Source organism: Natronomonas moolapensis 8.8.11 (assembly GCF_000591055.1).
Classification (GTDB): domain Archaea; phylum Halobacteriota; class Halobacteria; order Halobacteriales; family Haloarculaceae; genus Natronomonas; species Natronomonas moolapensis.
Genome location: NC_020388.1, coordinates 2,056,141 through 2,077,625 on the forward strand (window position 1 = coordinate 2,056,141; position 21,485 = coordinate 2,077,625).

The window sequence follows — 21,485 nt, forward strand, 5'->3', positions numbered from 1 at the left end:
GGTAGATTTACCGCCGGCGCTCGCCGATCCACCGGTATGTCGGTTCCATGCGTCCGCGCCGCCCGCGAAAACGGCGAGACGGTTCGCCAGCTGCTCGCCGACGCGGGGGCGCTCTCCGGCGAATACGAGATCGAAGTCGTCGACGACGAGATCTATCTCCCGCTCGACCCGGTGGCGAATCCCGCAGAGATCGATCCCGGGTTGGACGTGGTCGACCGCGAGCCGCCGCGCCGCGAGGGACAGACGCTGCCGAAGGACGTCCTCGGGTTCGATCCCTCCTACGAGCGTCTGGGCGACATCGCCATCGTCGACGAGGACGACGACGAGCGCGCCCGCCGAATCGCGGAAGCGGTACTCGAGTCCGACCTTCCGGCACGGACGGTCGTCAACCGCGCCTCGCCGATCGAAGGGGAGCTCCGGGTCCGACAGTGGGACGTCCTCGGCGGGGACGGCACCGAGACGGTCCACCGCGAGCACGGCTGCGAGTTCGAACTCGACATCGCGGAAATGTACTTTTCGCCCCGACTGGCGACCGAGCGCCACCGGGTCGTCGGCGGCGTCGAGCGCGACGAGCGGGTCTTCGATATGTTCGCAGGCGTCGGTCCCTTCATCGTCCCGGCGGCCAAACGCGGCGCCGAGTGCGTCGGCGTCGACCTCAACGAGGCCGCCGTCGAGTACCTCCGCCGCAACGCCGAGCGCAACGGCGTCTCGGATCGGGTGATCGCCATCAACGCCGACGTCAGGGACGTCACCGGGTACGACGACTGGGCGGATCGGATCGTGATGAACCTCCCCCACAGCGCCGACGGCTTTCTCGACACCGCGGTCGAACTCGCTGGCGAGGACTGTCTGCTCCACTATTACGACATCCAACACGACTCGGACCCCTTCGGCCCCGGCGAGCGGGCGATCCGTGCGGCCGCCGAGCCGGACTACGACGTCTCCATCGAGACCCGCCGGGAGGTGCGCTCTTATGCTCCCCAGGAGCTGAACGTCTGTCTCGACGCCCGGCTCCGACGGGACAGATGAGCCGAGGGCGGCCGCCCGAGTTCGCAACCCTTATCTGACGTATGCCCCCACTATTCGATGCGCGCCGGAGTAGCTCAGCTGGCAGAGCGAATCCTTCGTAAGGATTAGGTCGGGGGTTCAAATCCCCCCTCCGGCTTTTCGTCGTATTCCCGCCCCGTCGTTTCACTAGAGGGCGTCCCGATCCACGCGGTATATTGTCACCGCCTCGTTTTCGAAGGCGACTCGGAACGCGGGCCGCTCGAAGGATCGCAACTCGCCGTAGCGGTCGCGCTCGCCCGGCCCGACGTAGACGTATCTGACGTCGTAGCGTTCGAGGCGCTCGGCGGCGATCGCCCACTCGCCCGTGTAGATCTCGTCGACGTGGGCGACGCGGCGCTCGTAGGCCTCGGGGCTTCGGTACTCCTCTTGATGATCCCACCCGACGACCGTCGGCAACCCGGTAAACGTGGAAGCAGGGCTCGTGAACCGATACGACGGCCCGGGGGCCTCGACGATCGTCGGCGTCCCGGGACGGTCCTCGAGCCAGCGGATCGCCTCGGCCTGTGCCGGTCGGGACGTCTCGATCGCCTCGTGCCCGTCGAGCGTGAGGTCGGCGCCGCCCGAGGCGACCTCCGGGCCGAGTTCCTGTTGGGCGACCATGACCGGGAAGACGAGCGTCGACGCGAGGACGAGACAGACCGAGACGACGGCGAGCGACGACCGGAGGGCGACACGTCGGTCCGGCGATGCAGCGCCGGCGGCAGACGGACCGGCGGCGTCGGCGGACGCGGCGTCGGTCCCCCGGTAGGCGGCGAGACGGCTCGACGCACGCGAGAGCACGACCGCCGCGGCGGCCCCCGCACCCGCCGCGCCCAGCGTCCACCCCTGGACGGCGACCTTCAGCGCCGTGTTCCATCGGGGCGGATCGATCCGCGGTAGTCGGGCGTGCACGACCTCGAGTGCGAACAACAGCCCGAGACCGGCGATCGCCAACACGACGGCGAAGTCCCCCCGGTCGGTGCGCACAAGGACCCATCCGACGAGCACCAGCGAGGCCGTGACGAGGACCGCACCGAGGTCGAAGCGGAGCGCCGTCGCCACCGCGACCGGGAGGCAGAGCCCGGCGAGGGCGAAGTAGCGACGGTCGATTCGGGCGAGGACGGGTCGTCCGAGCGTCGCCACGTATATCGCGACCATCGACAGCAGGCCGCCGTAGACGACCACGAACGGTCCGAGCGGACTCCGGGGCGGGAAAAAACCGATCCCCTCGTTGCTCGGGACGTGGCCGAAGACGAGAAACGGCGACGCGACGGCGACGCCGATCACCACGACGACAGTCCCGACCGTCCCCGCGGCCACCAACCGCCCGAGTTCAGAGCCGACTCGGGCGCGTCGGCCGGCGTCGCCGCCCGCCGCCTGAATCGGCGCGGCCAGCCGCCCGGAGAGCAGCGTCGCGGGGTGGGGGTCGGCGGCGCCGACGGCGAGGACCGCCAGCCCGCCCACCGTCGGGAGCGACCAGGTGTTCATGAAGCCGAAGACGCCGGCGATCGCCCCCAGACCGAGAACCGCCGTGATCCGGCGGTGGCGATCCTCGGCGGGCATCCGATAGTAGGCGTAGGCCACCGCGGCGGCGAACAGCACGTATCCCGTCGAGAGCGCGTGGCCGTGGAGGTCGCCCTTCACGAACGAGTACATCGGGACCTCCTGGATCGTTCCCCGGACCACATAGCGGGTGTACCACCACGTCCAACTACCGGGATCGGAGAGATCGGCGATCGCGGCCCCCAACTCGCCCCCATAGAAGCGCTGGGCGGCGAACCCGAAAGCGGCCCGGCCGGCGGGATCGGCGATCTGCTCCGGAAGCGACGGTGTCAAGAGCCGGATCGGCGTCGTCGTGGGGCCGCCGAGGGCGACGAACGCCACACCGAGGACGCCCCCGAGCCGAGAGGAGTGTCCACGTCGTTCGACGATAGCGCCGGAGAGCCCGTACGCCACGACGACCAACACCCCGTAGAACGCCGCAATGCCGAGGTTGAACCCGTATCGCAGTTCGGTCCCGGTGATCATCGAGACGCTTGCCACCTGGAGTTGGGTGCCGTAATAATACCGCAGCGACTCGCCGGCGTACCAGACGTCCGGCGGCGGGAGGCTCCCGGCGCGCTCCAGCGCATTCACCAACCCGAAATGGAGGAACTGCTCACCGCCGGCCGGCGTGATCCCGGGCGCGGCGGCGCGCAACAGGGCTACGTACAGAAACCCGGCGACGAAGACGCCGTACGTCGCCGCCACCGCGCGCCACTCGGGGCGGGCTCCACGGCGGTAGGCGAAGGCTGCCCCCGCAGCGACGGCCCCGAGCGCGAGCGCGACGGTGTGGCGGCCGAACGACAGTTGGCCGACCCAGAACACGACGATCGCGAACGGAATCAACGCGGCGGGGATGGCGAAGGCGGCACCCTTTTTCGGTAGTTCCCGGAAGAGAGCCGCCGCAATGGGAGCGCCGGTCGCGGCGACGAACGCGAAAAACAGGAGATACGCGGCGACGGGGAGGTACTCCACACCGCCCAGTGAGTCGCGGCGTTCAATAAACGCTTCCGGCTTCGATCCGGCAACGCCGATCGCACGACCTGTCGGTCCCGAGGCGACGTAATTTTCGAGCCGCAGGGGAAAGATATTTAAAAGTCTCTTCGAGAGTCTACGGTATGCCACACTGCCGCAACTGCGATGCGTTCGTGACCGACAATTACGTGCGCGTGTTCGCCCCGCAGGGGATGTCGACCGTTCGGGTCTGCCCCAACTGCGAGGACAAACTCCGCGACGGCGCGGAGGTCCGTGAGGCGCGTTCGACGCGGCAGAACTGAGACGCCCCGGCTTCGGTTCTCGCTTTTTCACCCCCGTTTCCGCCGTCCGTGCTCCGGCTAGCGCCGGATCGGTTCGTCTCTATTCCGACCGCGCGCCGCCGTCGTCGGCCCGGGGACGCGTTCTCTCGGCCGAGAACGGGTCCCCGAGCGCCTCGAGCAGTTCGGCGTCGGTGACTATATTGGCGTACTCGGGGGGGTCGGACGCCCCGTGGAGCGCGAACGTCTGAGTCGACTCGCGGGCGAGCCGCTCGTTCGGCCCCCCGACGGGGCCGGCGACGACGACTGCGTCCGCGCGGTCGACGAGGGTCGCCGCGGCGGCCACCCGGTCGTCGGCCACGGGCTCGAACGGCGGGGCGACCACGACCTCGCGCGCGACCGCCCGGGCGGTGACGGAAGCGGCGTCGCCCTCCGGGACCACCCCGACGGTGACGGCGACGCCGCGTTCTATGAGTCTGCCGATCGTCCGTGCGGCGTCCGTCCCGCGCCCGAGGACGTGGACCCGGTGCCTGCCCGGCGGCTCGTCGGCGAGTGGCGTCACAGCGGGAGTTCCCGTTACCGGATTCGTCCCGACAGCCGTTCGCACGCCGAAGGCCGACTCGAGCCGTTCGGCGGTGAGGACCGCCTCGGGCGGGCCGTCGGCGAGGACCGAGCCATCGGAGAGCAAGGCGACCCGGTCACAGAAACGCGCGGCGAGGTCGAGGTCGTGGATCGCCGCGACCACAGTCCGTCCCGCCGTCGCCAGCTCCCGCGCCAGCGCCAACGTCCGTACCTGGTGGTTGATGTCGAGGCTCGCCGTCGGTTCGTCGAGCAACAGCACGGGCGTCTCCTGGGCGAGCGCGCGGGCGAGCACGACGCGCTGTCGTTCGCCCCCGCTCAGTTCGTCGATCGACCGGTCGGCGAACCGTGCGGTGTCGGTCCGTTCGAGCGCCGACTCGACCGCGGTTCGGTCGTCGGCGTCGGTCGTCTCGAAGCGCCCCCGGTGTGGCGTCCGCCCCATCGCGACGACGTCCGCGACGTCGAACTCGAAAGCGACCCTCGTCGTCTGCGGTACGGTCGCGACCAGCCGCCCGACGTCGCGGGGCGACGAGGAGGTCACATCGTGGCCGTCCACGCGGACCCGTCCCGCCGTCGGCGATACGATCCCGTTGCACGTCCGGAGCAGCGTCGTCTTTCCGGCCCCGTTCGGGCCGACCAACGCGAGGAACGCGCCCTCGGGGACGTCGAGGGAGACGTCCTCGAGCACCGGCGTTTCGCCCAGCTCGACGCCGACCGAGTCGAGTTCGATCACAGCGCGTGCACCTCGCGGTTTCGGAGTAAATAGAGAAAGAACGGAGCCCCGAGCGCCGCGGTGACGATCCCGACGGGCACCTCGGCCGCCCCCGACCGGGCGACCGTGTCGGTCGCGACGAGAAAGACCGCTCCCGCCAGCGCGCTCGTCGGCAACAGGATGCGGTGGTCGGGGCCGACGACGAGCCGCATCGCGTGGGGGACGATGAGGCCGACGAAGCCGATCACGCCGGCCACGGAGACGGCGGCGGCGGTGACGACGCTCGAGGTCGCGAGCAGGACCCGTTTCGTTCTCTCGACGTCGATCCCGAGGGTGTGCGCCTCCTCCTCGCCGAGCAGGAGCACGTTCAGATCCCGCGCGTACGCCAGCAGGACCACGAAAAAGACGAGTACGACGGGCAGGGCTAGCTTGACGCGCCCCCAGGTGCTGTCGTGGAGGTGGCCCATGAGCCAATACACTGCCGTCTCGAGGTCGTCGCCGGCGTGCAACAGCAGAAACGAGATCGCCGCGCCGAGAAACGTCTGGAGGGCAACACCGGCGAGTAAAAGCGTCGCGACGGGTGTCCGACCGCCCTGGGTGGCGATGAGGTAGACGGCGAAGGCGGCGAGGAGCGCGCCGACGAACGCGAAGGCGGATCGACCGAACGGGACCGAAAGCGGGAGGACGATGAACGCGACCGCGCCGACGGCCGCCCCGGAGGAGACGCCGATGATCGAGGGGTCGGCCATCGGGTTGCGGAAGAACCCCTGCATGACGGCCCCGGCGAGCGCGAGGGCGAACCCGACGATCGCGCCGAGGGCGATCCGGGGAAGCCGGATCCGTGTGACGATGAGTCCGGTCGTGGCCGCGACCTCGAACCCGAACGGCCGGGTCCAGGTGAGGCCGGTCCCTCCGAACGCCGGTATCCGGATCCGGTTCAACAGGACGTACGCCACGTCGAGCGGACCGATAGCGGCGTATCCGAGCGCAGCACTGACGAGGACGATGGAAAAAAGTACCCCACACAGGGCCGCCGACCACGCGATCGTCCGCCGGAGAACCATACGAACAAGTCCGGTTGCGTTAGTCAAATACTTATTGTCCTCGCGCCTCGATTGGGAGGATGCGCTCTCGAACGCCCTCCTCGGCCGTCGTCGTACTTCTCGCGCTCTCTCTCGCCGTCGGACTCGTGCCCGTCCCCGCACAGGCACAGGGGACCGACTCGGCTCCCGAGTGTTCGTTCCCGGTCTCGGAACCCGACGCGACCGGGGAGATGGTGACCGTCGCGGAACGACCCGAGCGGATTGTCGTCCTCCAGGCCAGCGCCGCCCAGACCGTCTGGGAACTCGGCGCGTCCGACCGGGTCGTCGGCGCGCCGGTGGCGTCCTACACGGACTATCTGGAGGGAATCGAGGACACGGAGAACGTGCTCAACGCCGACGAGTTCGTCGTCAACCAGGAGGCCGTCGTCCAGCTCGACGCCGACATCGTCCTTGCGCCCAACGTCGTCCCCGACGGGACCGTCGAGCGCCTCCGGGACGCCGACCAGACCGTCTTCAAGTTCGGGTTCGCACGCTCTTTCGACTCCATCGCGGAGAAGACCGAACTGACCGGGCGGCTGATCGGCTCCTGTGCCGAGGCCGAGGGGACGAACGCGGCCTACCGGGACCGGATCGAGTCGGTCGAAGCCGACGTGGATCCCGGCCGTACCCCCCGCGTCCTGTACTACACCGACGGGTTCGTCGCCGGTTCCGGGACGTTCATCGACGAGATCGTCACCACCGCCGGCGGCGCGAACGTCGCCGCCGACAACGGTGTCGAGGGGTACGCCGAACTGAACGAGGAGGCGCTCGTCGAGTGGAACCCCGAAGTGGTCGTGGTCTCGAACCAACAGGACGGGCTGCCGGAGACGCCGGCGTTCGAATCGACGTTCGCCGTGCGAAACGATCAGATCGCAGTCGTCGACGGCAACTACATCAGCCAACCGGCGCCGCGGATCACGGTCGCGCTCGAGGCCGTTGCGGAGGCGGTCTCGGAGGCGGACCTCGAAGCGGGCCCGACGACGACCGCGGCCGACCCCGACGAACCGGACGATGCCGAGCGATCGACCGCCACGGCCGAGCCGACGGACACCGGCGGTCCGACCGACGACGCGGTCGCCGGCCAGCCCGGATTCGGCGCCCTCGCGGGCGCCGTTGCGCTCCTCGCGTTCGCGTTCCTCGCCCGCCGAGCGTGAGTTCGGACGGTGGACGCACAGCCCCCGGGTTGGCGCGTGGCCTCGCTCCGAAGCGCGCCCGACGACCGCTCTCCCCGCCTCGGGCGTCCGAATCGGACACGGACCGGCCGGTTTTTATTTCGCCGCCGCCCAGCCCCGGGCATGGTCGAAAACGTCATTTGGCCCGCCTACCTCGACGCGGAGTGCTCCCGGAACGAGGGACGACGGGTCGCCGAGGACCTCGCCGTTCCCGACCCGACCGTCGACGAGATCGCGAGTGCGGTCCAACAGGTCGGCTACGACGCCGTCATCGATCGGGACCGGGCGTACCCCCGAGAGTACGAACCGCGCGGCCGGGTCGTCGTCAGGGGCGCCGACGACGCCTCGAAGTCCGACCTGCTGGGCGCGGTCGCCGCCTACGTCGCCGCCCTCCGCGAATGAGACGCGTCGGCGAGGTCGTCCGGACCGCCCAGGGGCTCGCGATCCTCCGGTGCTCGGACGAGACGCACCCAGACATCGGGACCGACGTCGTCGACTCGGAACTCGACGATGTCGGCCGGGTCGTCGACGTGTTCGGGCCGGTCGAGCGTCCGTATTTGGCCGTTTCGCCGTCCGACGGCGTCGCGCTGCCGACGCTGCTCGGGGAGAAGCTCTACGCACGATAGCGAACCAGTGTTCGCTCCGCTGTCGCCGCGTCCCCTTCGGAGACCCCGATCGGGAACCGCAATACCCAAACGACCGGGCGGGGACGGTACGGTATGAAGCGGGCCGCCGTCGCCGCCGTCGCCACGCTCTCGCTCTTCGTGCTCGTCCAACTCGGTGCACTCGCGTTGGTCCAGCCGTTCATGGACGCCGGCTACCAGACCGTCGAGGACCCCTCCGATCCGACAAACAGCCTGCTGTACCTCGGTGCCATCCTCGTCGCTACGGTCGTGATGCTCGCGGCGATGCGCTTCGGCGTCGACCGGCTGCTACAGGGGCTCATCCTCTTTGCGGCGGTGTTTCTCTCGTTTTACGTGTTCACCGTCGTGATCCCGCCGGTGGTCACTGTCGCCGGGGGCAACGTCCCGGCGGTCGTCGCCGCGCTCGCGCTCGGTGTCGGGCTCGTGGCCTACCCCGAGTGGTACGTTATCGACGCCGCCGGAGTCGTGATGGGGGCCGGCGCAGCCGGGCTGTTCGGGATCAGCTTCGGGCTCCTGCCCGCGATCGTCCTGCTCGTCGTGCTCGCGGTGTACGATGCGATCTCCGTGTACGGCACCGAACACATGCTCACGCTCGCTTCGGGCGTGATGGACCTCAGTCTGCCCGTCGTGCTCGTGGTTCCGTTGACAGCGTCGTATTCGTTTCTGGAGGACAGCGGCCCGGAGACGCTCGACGACGGGGACAGCGACGACGGCGAGGGGAACGACGACGGCGACGGGGACAGCGACGACGGCGAGGGGAACGACGACGGCGACGGGGACAGCGACGACGGCGACGGGGACAGCGACGATCCGGACGCTCCGGACGCCGAGGACCCCCTCGACCGGGACGCCTTCTTTATTGGTCTCGGCGACGCAGTCATCCCGACGATCCTCGTCGCCTCGGCCGCGTTCTTCAGGCCCGGGGGCGCGCCGCTTTTCGACGTCCCCGGCCTCGCGGTCACCCTCCCCGCGCTCGGCGCGATGGTCGGGACGCTCGCCGGGCTACTTGTCCTGTTGTGGATGGTGCTGAAGGGCCGCGCCCACGCCGGGTTGCCGCTGCTCAACGGCGGCGCGATCGCGGGATACCTCCTCGGGGCGGTGCTCGCGGGCGTCGCGCTGGTCGAGGCGGTCGGGGTCGCGCCTTATGTATAAAGTATTTTAAAGGCTGTGTTTGACGTGGAGTATCTAGCCTTGCTGGTATCGGTGGACGGTGCCACTGATACTGACGGCCAAACGAACGGACACACGACGCAAAGCACGCCGTTCGACGGCGCGACCGGCGGCTCACTCGTGCGTCGGTGTCATGTGAGTTCGTCCATCAGTATGAGCGACGGCGCGTATCCACGGCCTGAAGGCCGTAGTATTGCGCCTGTTCTGCGTATAATCGCCCGATCCCCGCCCGTATCACTCTCCCGTCAGCGCCTCGCTCGCCGGGGCGAACTCGATCGTCTCGCCGAGGCCCTCCGCCGTTGCGCGCTCGTAGAGCATCCACGCCGCGGCGACAGTCTCGATCCCCGTCCCGCCGCTGTCGAAGACGGTGACTTCGTCGGCCGAGGTTCTCCCGGGGCTGTGGCCGGCCACGACCTCCCCGAGTTCCGCGTGGACGTGGTCGTCGTCGACGGCCCCGGCCTCGCGGGCTGCGAGGAACGACCCGGCGTCCTGGAAGGCGCGCTCGCGGAGGTCGGGGACGTAGGTCGCCCCGGCGACCGTCGCCGCGTCGAGTTCCCGCTTACCGCGGTCGTACTGGCCCATCGCGGTAACGTGGACGCCCTCGTCGAGGTCGACGTCGCGGACGACCGGATCGGTCGCCGTCGTTGCCGTGAGGACGACGTCGGCAGCGTCGGCGGCGGCGGCGGCGCTCTCGACCGCACGCACGTCGGCGGACAACCGGTCGTCGAACTCGGACGCGAAGGCGCGTCTGTGGTCGGCCGTCGGCGAGAACACGCGGACTGCCTCGAAGTCCCTGACCGTCGCCGCCGCTTTGAGTTGGCCCCTGGCCTGTGCGCCGGACCCGATCACGGCACACGTCCGGGCGTCCTCGCGGGCCAACTCGTCGACGCCGACCGCGCCCGTCGCCCCCGTTTTGAACGGGTTCATCGACGCGCCGTCCAAGAGCGCGAGCAGCTCCCCCGACTCGGCGTCGAAAAGCGGGAGCACGAAGTGGGCGTCGCGGTCGCCGAACCCCGCGGCGTAGGTGTACCCGCCCATCGCGCCGACCTCGGGCAGGATCGCGAAGTAGCCGGTACACATTCCCGGCGGATCCGCCGAGACGAGTTTGCTCCGGGGCCGGGCCGCGCCGTCGTTGGCGTGGCTCCTGTACCCGTCTCTGACCGCCGAGACGTAATCGGCTGGCGTCGCCAGCCCGGAGAGTTCGTCGCTTCGCAGGAACAGGACGTCCGTCATACTCGGCGTTGATGCGCGGACGACATAACCGCTGTGGCGCCCCGGTGCCATCGGGTCAGCCGAGTAAGACGTGACATCCTCCCGCGGGTAAAGGCGCGGGCCTCCCACCCGGTGTTGGCCGGGCAGGTCAATCCCGACGGTTGGGAGTCTACGGTTTGCTGGACAGTCAGCCAGTGGCTTTGCCACGAAGCCGTTACTCGTACCCCGGAGAGGGCTTCGAGGTACCTGATTGTTTAACGACTATCGGCGTGGTCGGCTTACTGTTTGTTTCCGGCTATGAGCCGTGGCGAACACCGAGTCAACCGCCAGTTCTCCACGCACGACGTACGACACGATGGCTTGTAACGTAAATTGTCGGATTCATCTGGTGGCTAAAGCCACCAGTATTCTCCTCGAATCTCTATAATTGGACGATCAATCCCGTTCGACGGAGCGACCGGCGGATCACTCGTGTGTCGGTGCCACGTGCTTTCGTCCATCAGTATCAGACCCCGAAGAGTCCCGATGGGCTGCACGAGCGCGCCGCTCTCGTGAACGCTTCCGATCGAGGGTCGAACCCCGCCCCGCCGACACCGGGAGAATCACTCTTGAAACCGACTCGGCACCACGCCGGGGCGCCTCCTGTGAGAGAAACCCTCGCCGTTCACGACGAGGAAGGTGTCACCTTACTTCCGTATCAGTAGAACTCGCGGACGAGGTCCATCGCGTCTTCGGGGGCGCCGTCGGGAATCTCGGTCATGGGTTCTTCGACGCCCTCGCGTGTCTCGTAGCCGACCGAACTCTCGTTTTGGTAGATGACGCCCTGGTACTCCTTGTCGCGGTCGAGAATGAGATCCTTGGCGTCGTCGTAGTCGGTGCGGTCGTGATCGAAGTCGTCGTCGCCGACGTCGACGATCGCATCCCGGAAGTAATCGTAGGTGTCGACGTCGTTGAACGTCACGCACGGCGAGTAGACGTTCACGAAGCCGAAGCCGTCGTGTTCGATGGCCTCCTGGACGATCTCGGCGTGGCGCTGGGAGTCCGACGAAAACGACTGGGCGATGAAGGTGCCGCCCGATGCGAGCGCGAGTGCGAGGGGGTTGACGGGCTGTTGGTTCGTCCCGTCCGGGGAGGTCGAGGTCTCGAAATCCTCCCGAGAGGTCGGGGAGAACTGCCCTTTGGTCAGCCCGTAGATGCGGTTGTCCATGACGACGTATGTCATGTCGACGTTTCGCCGGACCGCGTGGACGAAGTGGCCGGCGCCGATGGAGTAACCGTCGCCGTCGCCGCCGGCGACCATCACCTCGAGGTCGGGGTTGGCGATTTTCACGCCGGTCCCGACGGGCAGGGCGCGACCGTGAACACCGTGCAGCGCGTAGCTGTGCATGTAGGTGCCGATCTTTCCCGAGCAGCCGATGCCAGCGACCACGAACGTGTTGTCGGGATCGTTGCCGGTCTCGGCCAGCGCTTTCATCATGCCGTTCATCGTCCCGAAATCACCGCAGCCGGGACACCACGTCGGTTGCTTGTCGGATTTGAACTCGGTGAATCGAACGTTGGAACTCATCTATTCGTTTCCGGGGAGTCTTTCGAGGTAGGTTCGAGCTCGTCGATGCCGAGCTGTGCTAATGCGGTCGTGATCTTGGTCCCAATATCGAACGGCGGCTGGCTCCTATTGAGAACGCCGGTGATTCGGGTTCCCTCGATTTCGACTTCGACGAGCTTTCCGACCGCGTTGTGTGCTGCGATCTTGAGCTCGAAGGCTCGGCCCCGCTCGTCGAGCGCCCGGACCCGGACTTTTTGTAGTCCGTTTGAACTTTCCCAGTTCGACCAGTCATCGACAGTCAGTTCTCCGGCTGGCGGCACACACGAGGAGCCGCACGCGGGACATCGACCCAGATGCGGATCTGATCCGATATACTCGTACTCCGTGTCACACCGATAACATTGCAGGGACATTACTATGCAGGCTCGCCTCGCGACCTGATCTCGTCGGCCCTCGTTTTCACCGCTTTCTCGCGGCGAGTTACCGGTCGACGCCGGGAGCAGCGGCTGTGCGCCGGCGAAGTGCGGATAGCCGTGGTCAAAAGCTCACTACGCCGGCCAGTTGCTGGCAATACCCGTTGTGCGAGATCATACATCGTTGGAACTTACCCGAGTGAGCCCTCCATTTCGAGCTCGATGAGCCGGTTGAGTTCGACCGCATACTCGATGGGCAACTCCTCGGTGATCGGCTCGATAAACCCGGCGACGATCATCTGTTTGGCGTCGTCGTCGTCCAGCCCCCGCGATTGGAGATAGAACACGTCCTCGTCGCCGATCTTCCCGACCGTCGCCTCGTGGGCGACGTCGACTTTCGACTCTTCGATCTCCATGTACGGCATCGTGTCCGACGTCGACTCGTTGTCGAACATCAACGCGTCACACTCGACGGACGTCGAGGCGTCCTCGGCGCCGTCGGCGATGTGGACGAGCCCGCGGTAGTTCGTCCGGCCGCCGTCCTTCGAAATCGACTTCGACTCGATTGTCGATTTCGTGTTCGGCGCGTTGTGATACACCTTCGCGCCCGTGTCGATGTTCTGTCCGTCGCCCGCAAACGCGATGGTAATGTGGTTGTCGGTCGCGCCCGGCCCCTTCAGAATCGTCGAGGGGTACAGCATCGTCGCTTTCGACCCCATCGATCCCGACACCCACTCCATCGTGGCGTCTTTTTCCGCGATGGCGCGTTTCGTGTTCAGGTTGTAGGTGTTTTTCGACCAGTTTTGCACCGTCGAGTACTGGACGTGGGCGCCCTCCTTGACGAACACTTCGACGCCACCCGAGTGGAGGTTGAACGCGGAGTATTTCGGCGCCGAACAGCCCTCGATGTAGTGGACTTCGGAGTTCTCCTCGGCGATGATGAGGGTGTGTTCGAACTGGCCCATGCCTTCGGAGTTCATCCGGAAGTACGCCTGCACCGGCATGTTGACGGTCGTGTCCTCGGGGATGTAGACGAAGGAGCCGCCGGACCAGATGGCGCCGTGGAGTGCGGCGAATTTGTTGTCGCTCGGGGGGACGCATTTGGTCATGAAGTACTCTCGGACGATCTCTTCGTGTTCTTGGACGGCTTTGTCCATGTCACAGAAGATGACGCCTTTGTCCTCCCAGCGTTCCTGCATGTTCTGGTAGACGATTTCGGATTCGTACTGGGCGCCGACGCCGGAGAGGGCGTTCTTTTCGGCTTCGGGGATGCCCAGTTTGTCGAAGGTGTCTTGGATCTCCTCGGGGAGGTCTTCCCAGTTGTCGGCGCCGCCGCGGGCCTCGATGTCGGGTCGGATGTAGGGGACGATTTCGTCGATATCGACTTCGCTGAGGTCGGGCTGGCCGGGCCAGTCGGTCGGCATCGGCATTTCCTGGAACTGCTCGAGGGCGCGGAGGCGCCGGTCGAGCATCCATTCGGGTTCGTTTTTGTCCTCGGAGATGACGCGGACGGTTTCCTCGGTGAGGCCTTTCGCAGTTTCGAAGGCCGAGGATTCTTCTTTTTTGAATTCGAATCGGGCTTCGGTGTCGGTCTCTTGCAGGTGTTCTTCGGAACTCATCAAATATATTTTGCACTATAGTAATAAAAAGCTGTGGGACAGGAATGGGAGCGTATAACTACAAAAGGTTTCGCTCATCACATCTTGTGGAATAATGCAGTTACTTTTCATCGAGATCACGGACAGCATACGGCGCGTACACGTATTATTTCAAATATTTCCCACCTATTTATATATGTATATTAACACGCTAACGCGTTCACCTATTGAGCACCAACAAGAGTGCGACCATGGATGAGTTCAATACTTATCGATAACATAATATAATATACTCTGCGGGGTAAGCCGCCCTACCCTACTTTGCTCGGTCTGACGACCTCGCTCGCTGAGGGCAGGGCTTTCGCGTAGACTCCCGTTCTACGCCTCGGATGAGGCGGGAAGGTTGTGCTCTCTACTCACGTTCAGCGTCCCGCGACTCAAGCGCACGTCTACGGGTGCGCCTCCGTCGTCTGCGTTTTGCCGACGTTGACGAGACGCGGAGCGTCTCGTTCGCCCACCAGAAATCGGAGATTTCTGGGGACGACAGAGATACTGCAAACCGGTGTTCTTCGAGGCATTATAGATCTCATTACTCGGAAGGTTTTAATTTTCAAGCAGGTTAGTTATATATTCGGTACCGTACGCCTGACGTGCTCTCGCCGTCGCAAACACCGGGCCAACTGCCAGTTCTCCGCACACAAAAATTGATGCGGACAGACGGCCGGTCGAGCGCACCGCGCGTATCCCACGACTGAACTCGTGGGGTTCGCGCCTGCGTCACAGTATATAAATGCCGCCGGGAGACGTTCGACGGGGCCGTCCATTTATAAAAGAACTCCTGGGAAGTATCTGCCGATGCCCGGTGCGGCGGGAGTTGATCGGTGCGGTCACACCGTTGGGGGCGTCGGCGAGCGGTGCGAACGGGCGTACAGATGCGTTCCCGGCGCTTCGGCGTCGCTCGATCCGATCCGGCGAGCTAGTGGTCGTGACCGGTCAACTCGCCGTACGTCGCGCCGAAGCGGTCCTCGAACAGATCCATCGTCGTCTCCTCGATCTCCCGATACTGCTCGGTGTCGCCGCCTTCGGCGTGATGAACCGTCGCGTGGATGCGCTGGGCACACGAAAAGAGCGCGAGGTCGCCGACGATCTCTGGGTCGGTCTCCTCGTCCTCGCGCATGAGGTCAAGCATCTCGCTCGGCAGCGTTACCTCGTCGGCCTCGCCGTCGCCTTCGATCCGCATCGTGACTGTCTCGTCTGGCATATGTCAGCTTCCGGACGGCGACAGAAGGCCCTTCCGGTGTCGCGTGTCGGTCCCGCCACCGGGGCGGTATCAGCGTCGGACACGCCTGCCTCCGGTCGATCAGTCGTCCGCCGCGGCGGGGTCGGCCGCCGCCTCGCCCTCCCGTTCGATGTCCTCGAGGTAGGTGTCGGCATCGATGGCGGCCTTCGATCCCATTCCGCCTGCGGTGATGGCCTGCTGGTAGTGGAAATCGACCACGTCGCCCGCCCCGAAGATACCCTCGACGCCCGTCCGGGTCTGGCTGCCGCCCGACCCACCGAGCGTCTCGATGTAGCCGGCCTCGTCCAACTCGACGCCGGTGCCCTCGAGGTAGCCGGTGTTCGGCGTGTGGCCGATCGCCATGAACACCGCGCCGACGTCCATCTCGAATCGCTCGGTGTCGGGGTCGTCGAGTTTCTCCGTGGGGTGGCCCTCCGGGTTTCGCGCGAGCGTCACCGACTCGACGCCCGCCTCGGCGGAGCCCTCGATCTCGAGCAGTTCGGTGTTGATCAACACCTCGATGTCGCCGTCGGCCTCGTGTTCGCGGACCCGATCGATCCAGTAGTCCTCCGCGCGGAACTCCTCGCGGCGGTGGACGACGTAGACGGTGTCGGCGAACTTCGTGAGGAACGTCGCCTCCTCGCAGGCCGCGTCGCCGCCGCCGACGACGATCATGTCCTCGCCGCGGAAGAAGGCCCCGTCGCAGGTCGCACACGTCGAGACGCCGTAGCCCATGAGTTCGTCCTCGCCGGGCACGCCGAGCGTCCGGGCGGACGCGCCCGAGGCCGCGATGAGCGCGTCGGCGGTGTAGACGGTGCCGTCCCGGAGTTCGATCCGGTGGGGAGTTCCCGGATCGACGTCGACGATGACGCCGGTGTCGATCTCAGCGCCGAACTGCTCGGCTTGGGCTTTCATGTCGTTTATCAGTTCCGGCCCGCCGATCCCCTCGGGGAAGCCGGGGTAGTTGGCGACGTCGGTGGTCAGCGTGAGCTGGCCGCCGGGTTCGGGGCCTTCGAGCACCAGCGGGTCGTTATTCGAACGCGCGGCGTAGATCGCCGCCGACAGCCCCGCAATCCCGGAGCCAGCGACGACGAGGCGTCGGTGTTCTGTGTCGTCTGTCATGTCGGTGTGTAGCTTGTCGTCAGGTATGTAGCTTGTGTTGGTTTCCCCGATCGGCTCGGAACCGGGTGCCGCCGGGGCGACGGTCCAACGGTCGCGTGGGCGTCATCGATTGTAGGCGTCCGTCCGCGTCGCGAGCGTCAGCGCGGCCGCCGGGAGGAACACGAACGAGGTCACGAGCGCGAACGTCATCGCGAGCGCGACCGCGATCCCGAAGTTCGCGAGGACGGGGAACTCCGAGATGCCGAGGACGCCGAAGCCGAACAGCGTCGTCGTCCCCGAACCGATGACCGGGCGGGATTTCTTGACCATCGCCTCCCGCATCGCCGCTTTGGGGGCGGCCCCGCGGGCGAACATTTCCTCTTTGAACCGTTCGTGAACGTGGATCCCGTAGGTGATCCCGGCTCCGAGCGCGATCGACCCCGTGGCGACGGTCAGGGGGTTCCACGGGATCTCGAAGAGATACATCATCATCGAGATGAGCATCACGGCGCTGACGGCGACACTGACGATCAAAAGCGCCGACTCGCGGGCCGACCGGAGCGCGGCCGTCAAGAACAGAAACGCCATCCCGAAGCTCAGGAGGGTCATCGGATCCCGCCCCGAGGTGACGTTCTCGATGACGTTTCGGTTGACGACCGGCTTTCCAGTGACCGCGACGCGCTCGGTGCCGAAGTGCCACTCCCCTTCGGCCTCGATGTCGTCGATGAGGTGTCTGACCTCCTCGCCCTTGACGTCGCCGACGAACAGCTGGATGAGGATCTTGTTCGGCGTCTGCGAACGGGAGTCGATCGGCAGGAGCTCGTTTTCGGCCTGCTGGTCGACGGTCTCGAGTAGCCGCGCGCGGCTCTCCGGAATCCCGCCAGCGGCCATCTCGGTCGCGCTCACGGCACTCATCGCGGCGTTGACGTCGTCATGGTCTTCGATCGCCGTCTCGAACGCCGAGGCCCGCCGGAACGTCGCCGGCGAGTAGGTGTCGATCCCTTCGACGGTGACGTACATCACGTTCGGGCTCTCGGCGGTGTCCTGGAGGTCCTCGAGGTCCTCGCGCTCCTCGATGTCCGGCCAGTAGTCGAGCATCTCCTGTGTCGTCGGCACGTCGTGATACACCGCGGCGCCGCCGCCGATAGCGGCCACCATGACGAGCAACACTACGATCGGCGAGGCGGCGATGGCCTTCGAGCCGCCGTCGACGAGCCGTTCGAGCCGCCCGTCGGCGGCGGTCGCCTCGCCGGCGTCGTTCCCGGATCCGTCGGTCGCCGCCGTGTCGTAGGCGCCGTCGTCGAAGTGGACCAACAGCGCGACGAGGTACGTAAGCGAGAGTGCGGTCGCGGCGACGACGCCGAAGGCGGCGGTCGCGCCGAGCTGGCGGGTGGGTGGCACCGCCGACACCAAAAGCGCCCCCAAGCCGATCGACGTGGTCGCCATCGCGAGCAACAGCGTGTTGCCGGTCGTCCGGGCTGCGGCTCCGGCGGCATCGACGGGCTCGCGCCCGTTCTCGCGCTCCTCGATGTAGCGGGTGTGCAACTGGAGGCTGAAGTCGATCCCCAGCCCGAGCGCGATGGGTAACACCCCGAGCATGATGGCGTTGAACTGGAAGCCGACGATCCCCATCATGCCCAGCATGTAGATCAACGCGACGATCGCGGTCGAGAGGGGCAACGCCACCTCCCAGGTCCGTTCGACCCGTCCGCGCATGACGAGAAACACGATGGTGAAGATGATCGCAAAGGCGATCGCGAACAGCTGGACCATCTCGGGCAGCATCAGCCCGAAGGCGGCGGTTTCGAACACCGGCGTCCCGGTGATGGTCACGTCGACGTGCGGCGGGAGCCACGTCGCGTCGGTCTCGTCGGCGACGGTCTCCGAGACCACACCGCCTTCGGTACCCGGCAGGAACCCGAAGTACTGGTCCTCGGCGTCCGGAACGTCCACCTCGCCGTAGGTCGCGATGACGAACGCCGTCTGTGGGTCCGGGTTCAGGTTCGTCACGAGGCGCTCGGCACTCGGGTCCATCGACGCGGTGCGGTCGATCGCGGCCCGAACGCCGCGTTGAGTCTCCGGTATCTCGCCGCCGTTGCCGGCCCGGACGACGTCCGCGAGGCTCGTTACCGAGGTGAACTCGTCGGCCGAGGTGTAGCGGCCGTCGAGACGGTCGATAGCCCGGATCGTCTCGGGATCGTACAGCTGGTCGGTCTCGACGGCGACGTACACCGCGTTGCCGACGTCGAACTCGTCGTCCGCCTTGACCTCCTGCCAGTCCTGGTTGACCTGGGAGTCGTCGTCGATGTACAGCTCCATCCCCAGGCTCATGTACACAGAGGTGGCCGCGATGCCCATCGAGGCGACGATCAACACGGCGACGACGGCGAAGATCACACGGCGGTTCGCCGCCGAGAAGCGGCCGATTCGCTCCAGTCGATCACGTAGTGGTGTGCTGTCGTCGCTCATGGTAGGATCCGGAACCGTCGACAGCGGGCGTGCTGTCGGTCGGTTCGTCCGGCCGTCCGCGCGACCGGGTGGCTGTGCTCGAACACGTCAGTTCCCGGGGGTGTTCCCCTGACGCCGCCGCGAGTAGACGATGCCGCCGACGGCGACGAGCGAGAGCAGGCCGCCGGGAGCGAGCCAAAACGGCAACACGCCGCCGCTCGCCTCGACCTCGACGGGCAGGCGGTAGACGCTCGACATCTTGGTCTTGCCCTTCTCGTCGTCGTAGCGGACGTCCATCGCGACCGAGTAGGTCTTTGGGTTGGCGTCGCCGGTGGCCGAGAGCTCGAACGTCATGGTGGTCGTCTCGCCGGGATCGAGCGCTTCGACGTACCCCTCGTCGTCGTCGCTGTCGAGGGGGTCGCTGGCCCCGAGCTTCGCTTCGACGTCGGTGAGGCGCTGATCGCGGTTGTTCGTCACTGTCACCTCCACGAGTCGCGAGGAATCCGCCGTGATGGTCGCGTCGGTTATTTCGACGAGGAAGGCGTCTCGGCGCTCCTGGATATCGACGACGAGCGAGTGATCGGGGTCGACCCGGTGCTCACCGTCGGCGGTTCGGTAGCCGACGTTCATATCGAGCGTCTTCGAGACGGGGTCGGCCTCGCGGCCGAGGTCGAACGGGAGATCGACCGTCGCTGACTCGCCGGGTGCGAGCGTGCCGGCCGAGACGGCGTTCTCGAGTAGCCGGACGTTCGGGTACTCGCTGGCGAGGCTGATGGACACGTCGCGGGCAGTCACCGGTCCCTCGTTGGTGATCGTCACCGCGACGTCGCCCTCCTCGTCGGCGTGCAACGTCGTTTCCTCGGCGGTCATCGAGAAGCTCTGCTCGGCGATCGCCCCGACGCCGACCGAGAGGCCGTCGTCGTCGTATCCCCGAATACCGTCGGGGTCGGTGTACCTGACGGTGCCGTCGAGTTCGTACGTTCGGTCGGGGGCATCGGGGGCGACGCTGACCTCGTAGGCGACGGATTTCGTCTCGCCGGGGGCGAGGTGGTCGATCCGGGCGGTGTCCCCCGCTCGCTCGCCAAATGTGAGCATTGAGCTCACAGACTCGAGCCGTAACGCGACGTTTCGGGCCGGTTCAGCGCCGATGTTCTCGATCTCGACGGCGACCGTTCCGGTTTCGCTGATTTGGACGGCGGCGTCCCCGGCGCTCGACAGCGCGAACCGGGGACCGTCGTCGATCTCGATCTCGACGGTTCGGGTGACAGTCCGCGTGCGGTCGTATTCGACCTCGCCGCGCGGGAAATACCCGGACGTGTAGGAGTACTCGAGTTCGACGTCGATATCGTACGTGCCGGGGCTGGCGCCCTCGGGAACGTCGACGGCGATGGGCGCGGTCGTGGGTCGGTTCTCGGAGACGCTGCCGACCGAGTGACGGCCCGATTCGACGGTTATCGGCGCGTCGTCGGCGTCGACGTCGATCCGGACGTTTCGGGCGACCGTCACTCGATCGCGGTCCTGCGCGGTGCCGAAGTCGGCCTCGGCGTCGTTCGCGATCTGCAGGTCGAGTTGGGTACTCGTCCCCGGCGTCAGCGTGGGATCGGGGGCGAACACCTCGAGGTCGGGGTCGCCGCCCGCCGCGCCCTGTGCGCCGACGCTTCCGGCGACCCCGGAGACGAGAAGCGAACTGACGACGGCGAGGCCGACGACGGCAGCGAGCACCCGGTAGCCGAGGTCCCCGTCTTCCCCGTCGGTCCGCTCGCTCATCGCGACCGCCCCCGACTCGGTCGGCGCTCGCTCGCCGCTATCGCCGAGCGCGCGCCCGCGGGTTCGGATGTCCGCGCCATACGCCGCCGCGACCGTGACACCGATCGGTTTTGCGGTTCTGTCTGGCAGATAGTCATTCGTTATCTATACAATACTATGAAACACAGATACTTATACCGACCGGTTCGCAGGGACTGGTTCAGTCCACCAGATCCCCGGCCTCCGTGATCGCCACGACGGGAACGCGACGGTGCGGATGACGCGTTCGGTGACCGATCCGAGGAGGTGGCGTCCGACACCCTGGTGCCTGTGGGTACCAATCACGACAGCGTCGACGTCGTTGTCGTCGACGTACTCGCTGATGGTCCGGTGGACTGCCCCCGGAGCGACCGACGTCTCGGTTTCGACACCCGGTTCGTCGCCGGCCTGACGGACGCGTTCGACCGCCTCGTGTCCGAGTTCCTCGATCTTTTAGACGGCCTCGGGATAGCCTCCGCCGACGCACTCTACTGGCCCACTGTCCACCACGAACAACCCGTGAATCCGGCCGTCGCATCGGTCGGCCAGATCGGCGGCGTGGTCGACTGCGACCTCCGAGGTTTCGCTCCCGTCCGTCGGCAGCAGAATTTCGCTATACGTACACAGCTACCCGCGGCACGAATACAAAAGCCAGCGTCGATACCCGCTCCAAGAGGAGAAGTCACGCGCGACAGCACGACTCACGCACCCAACAACATGAACGCCGCCAGCGCCCCCGTGAGGACGGACGCGACCCCGATGAGCATCCCGAGGACGGCCAGTTGGGTCATTGCGCGTTCGGCATCCCGGAAGGTTTCGGGTCGTGGTGTGCGTTCGGGCAGCATCGATACCGGATCGACGGCGGGGGAATACATGACATCCACGGTCGTTTCGGTCGGTCG

18 protein-coding genes, 1 tRNA gene and 2 pseudogenes are annotated in these 21,485 nt (G+C 66.5%); 7 read left to right on the plus strand and 14 right to left on the minus strand.

What is annotated here, in order from left to right; genetic code table 11:
- Positions 1-36 precede the first annotated feature (36 nt).
- Positions 37-1,029, plus strand: a complete 993-nt coding sequence (locus tag NMLP_RS09925) for a class I SAM-dependent methyltransferase (protein ID WP_015409981.1) — start codon at positions 37-39, stop codon at positions 1,027-1,029.
- A gap of 63 nt (positions 1,030-1,092) precedes the next feature.
- Positions 1,093-1,165 (plus strand) — tRNA-Thr (locus tag NMLP_RS09930).
- A gap of 29 nt (positions 1,166-1,194) precedes the next feature.
- Here the strand turns inward: NMLP_RS09930 and NMLP_RS09935 are convergent.
- Positions 1,195-3,564: a DUF2298 domain-containing protein gene (locus NMLP_RS09935; RefSeq protein ID WP_015409982.1), complete on the minus strand. Its 2,370-nt coding sequence runs from the start codon at positions 3,562-3,564 to the stop codon at positions 1,195-1,197.
- Positions 3,565-3,707: 143 nt separating this feature from the next.
- Between NMLP_RS09935 and NMLP_RS15635 the strand changes: the two genes are divergently transcribed.
- On the plus strand, positions 3,708-3,866 hold the full coding sequence (locus NMLP_RS15635; RefSeq protein WP_170964419.1) for a DUF7563 family protein: 159 nt from the start codon (positions 3,708-3,710) through the stop codon (positions 3,864-3,866).
- 79 nt (positions 3,867-3,945) lie between these two features.
- Here the strand turns inward: NMLP_RS15635 and NMLP_RS09940 are convergent, their stop codons facing one another.
- Together NMLP_RS09940 and btuC are read right to left on the minus strand one after the other, a co-directional pair.
- Positions 3,946-5,154 (minus strand): heme ABC transporter ATP-binding protein, encoded by a 1,209-nt coding sequence (locus tag NMLP_RS09940; protein ID WP_015409983.1) that lies wholly within the window; start codon positions 5,152-5,154, stop codon positions 3,946-3,948.
- On the minus strand, positions 5,151-6,197 hold the full coding sequence (btuC, locus tag NMLP_RS09945; protein WP_015409984.1) for a vitamin B12 ABC transporter permease BtuC: 1,047 nt from the start codon (positions 6,195-6,197) through the stop codon (positions 5,151-5,153). Before btuC ends, NMLP_RS09940 begins: the two co-directional genes overlap by 4 nt.
- 59 nt (positions 6,198-6,256) lie before the next feature.
- On the opposite strand from btuC, the gene NMLP_RS09950 reads away from it, so the two are divergent.
- The 4 genes from NMLP_RS09950 (at position 6,257) to NMLP_RS09965 (ending at position 9,183) form a co-directional block, all read left to right on the plus strand.
- Positions 6,257-7,369, plus strand: a complete 1,113-nt coding sequence (locus tag NMLP_RS09950) for a PGF-CTERM-anchored ABC transporter substrate-binding protein (protein WP_015409985.1) — start codon at positions 6,257-6,259, stop codon at positions 7,367-7,369.
- Between the two features lie 141 nt (positions 7,370-7,510).
- On the plus strand, positions 7,511-7,789 hold the full coding sequence (gene srp19 / locus NMLP_RS09955) for a signal recognition particle subunit SRP19 (protein WP_015409986.1): 279 nt from the start codon (positions 7,511-7,513) through the stop codon (positions 7,787-7,789).
- Entirely contained in the window at positions 7,786-8,013 is a 228-nt protein-coding gene (locus NMLP_RS09960) for an H/ACA ribonucleoprotein complex subunit GAR1 (RefSeq protein WP_015409987.1), read from the plus strand. The genes srp19 and NMLP_RS09960 overlap by 4 nt, the downstream gene beginning before the upstream one ends.
- Before the next feature lie 93 nt (positions 8,014-8,106).
- Positions 8,107-9,183: a presenilin family intramembrane aspartyl protease PSH gene (locus NMLP_RS09965; RefSeq protein WP_015409988.1), complete on the plus strand. Its 1,077-nt coding sequence runs from the start codon at positions 8,107-8,109 to the stop codon at positions 9,181-9,183.
- A gap of 252 nt (positions 9,184-9,435) precedes the next feature.
- Here NMLP_RS09965 and NMLP_RS09970 read toward each other — a convergent pair whose 3' ends face one another.
- From NMLP_RS09970 to NMLP_RS15455, 11 genes and pseudogenes are all read right to left on the minus strand, one after another.
- Positions 9,436-10,434 carry an ornithine cyclodeaminase family protein gene (locus NMLP_RS09970; protein WP_015409989.1) on the minus strand — a complete coding sequence of 333 codons (999 nt, stop codon included), beginning with the start codon at positions 10,432-10,434 and terminating at the stop codon, positions 9,436-9,438.
- Positions 10,435-11,110: 676 nt separating this feature from the next.
- Complete coding sequence (locus NMLP_RS09975) at positions 11,111-11,980, minus strand: 2-oxoacid:ferredoxin oxidoreductase subunit beta (RefSeq protein WP_015409990.1); 870 nt, start codon at positions 11,978-11,980, stop codon at positions 11,111-11,113.
- The gene (locus NMLP_RS09980; protein ID WP_049926428.1) at positions 11,977-12,279 is read right to left on the minus strand and encodes a hypothetical protein; all 303 of its coding nucleotides are present in this window, start codon (positions 12,277-12,279) and stop codon (positions 11,977-11,979) included. The genes NMLP_RS09975 and NMLP_RS09980 overlap by 4 nt, the downstream gene beginning before the upstream one ends.
- A 284-nt stretch (positions 12,280-12,563) precedes the next feature.
- On the minus strand, positions 12,564-13,991 hold the full coding sequence (sufB, locus tag NMLP_RS09985) for a Fe-S cluster assembly protein SufB (RefSeq protein WP_015409992.1): 1,428 nt from the start codon (positions 13,989-13,991) through the stop codon (positions 12,564-12,566).
- 357 nt (positions 13,992-14,348) lie between these two features.
- A pseudogene (locus tag NMLP_RS15910) lies at positions 14,349-14,552 on the minus strand (RNA-guided endonuclease TnpB family protein); the annotation flags it as partial.
- A 394-nt stretch (positions 14,553-14,946) separates the two neighbouring features.
- The gene (locus NMLP_RS09990) at positions 14,947-15,231 is read right to left on the minus strand and encodes a DUF7545 family protein (RefSeq protein WP_015409993.1); all 285 of its coding nucleotides are present in this window, start codon (positions 15,229-15,231) and stop codon (positions 14,947-14,949) included.
- Positions 15,232-15,330: 99 nt separating this feature from the next.
- Positions 15,331-16,371 (minus strand): NAD(P)/FAD-dependent oxidoreductase, encoded by a 1,041-nt coding sequence (locus tag NMLP_RS09995; RefSeq protein ID WP_015409994.1) that lies wholly within the window; start codon positions 16,369-16,371, stop codon positions 15,331-15,333.
- A gap of 102 nt (positions 16,372-16,473) precedes the next feature.
- Positions 16,474-18,819 (minus strand): efflux RND transporter permease subunit, encoded by a 2,346-nt coding sequence (locus NMLP_RS10000; protein ID WP_015409995.1) that lies wholly within the window; start codon positions 18,817-18,819, stop codon positions 16,474-16,476.
- 87 nt (positions 18,820-18,906) lie between these two features.
- Positions 18,907-20,565 (minus strand): COG1361 S-layer family protein, encoded by a 1,659-nt coding sequence (locus NMLP_RS10005; RefSeq protein WP_015409996.1) that lies wholly within the window; start codon positions 20,563-20,565, stop codon positions 18,907-18,909.
- 171 nt (positions 20,566-20,736) lie between these two features.
- A pseudogene (locus tag NMLP_RS16205) lies at positions 20,737-21,210 on the minus strand (universal stress protein).
- 74 nt (positions 21,211-21,284) lie between these two features.
- Positions 21,285-21,458, minus strand: coding sequence for a hypothetical protein (locus tag NMLP_RS15455; RefSeq protein ID WP_160169594.1), 174 nt, complete (start codon positions 21,456-21,458; stop codon positions 21,285-21,287).
- Between the last annotated feature and the right edge of the window lie 27 nt (positions 21,459-21,485).

Bases quoted from the DNA above. Each gene is read 5' to 3' on its own strand.
- NMLP_RS09965 (WP_015409988.1), top strand. From the start codon at position 8,107: ATGAAGCGGGCCGCCGTCGCCGCCGTCGCCACGCTCTCGCTCTTCGTG.
- NMLP_RS09925 (WP_015409981.1), top strand. From the start codon at position 37: ATGTCGGTTCCATGCGTCCGCGCCGCCCGCGAAAACGGCGAGACGGTT.
- NMLP_RS09995 (WP_015409994.1), bottom strand. From the start codon at position 16,371: ATGACAGACGACACAGAACACCGACGCCTCGTCGTCGCTGGCTCCGGG.
- NMLP_RS10005 (WP_015409996.1), bottom strand. From the start codon at position 20,565: ATGAGCGAGCGGACCGACGGGGAAGACGGGGACCTCGGCTACCGGGTG.
- NMLP_RS09970 (WP_015409989.1), bottom strand. From the start codon at position 10,434: ATGACGGACGTCCTGTTCCTGCGAAGCGACGAACTCTCCGGGCTGGCG.
- NMLP_RS15635 (WP_170964419.1), top strand. From the start codon at position 3,708: ATGCCACACTGCCGCAACTGCGATGCGTTCGTGACCGACAATTACGTG.
- sufB (WP_015409992.1), bottom strand. From the start codon at position 13,991: ATGAGTTCCGAAGAACACCTGCAAGAGACCGACACCGAAGCCCGATTC.
- NMLP_RS09990 (WP_015409993.1), bottom strand. From the start codon at position 15,231: ATGCCAGACGAGACAGTCACGATGCGGATCGAAGGCGACGGCGAGGCC.
- NMLP_RS15455 (WP_160169594.1), bottom strand. From the start codon at position 21,458: ATGTATTCCCCCGCCGTCGATCCGGTATCGATGCTGCCCGAACGCACA.
- NMLP_RS10000 (WP_015409995.1), bottom strand. From the start codon at position 18,819: ATGAGCGACGACAGCACACCACTACGTGATCGACTGGAGCGAATCGGC.
- srp19 (WP_015409986.1), top strand. From the start codon at position 7,511: ATGGTCGAAAACGTCATTTGGCCCGCCTACCTCGACGCGGAGTGCTCC.
- NMLP_RS09975 (WP_015409990.1), bottom strand. From the start codon at position 11,980: ATGAGTTCCAACGTTCGATTCACCGAGTTCAAATCCGACAAGCAACCG.
- NMLP_RS09960 (WP_015409987.1), top strand. From the start codon at position 7,786: ATGAGACGCGTCGGCGAGGTCGTCCGGACCGCCCAGGGGCTCGCGATC.
- NMLP_RS09950 (WP_015409985.1), top strand. From the start codon at position 6,257: ATGCGCTCTCGAACGCCCTCCTCGGCCGTCGTCGTACTTCTCGCGCTC.
- btuC (WP_015409984.1), bottom strand. From the start codon at position 6,197: ATGGTTCTCCGGCGGACGATCGCGTGGTCGGCGGCCCTGTGTGGGGTA.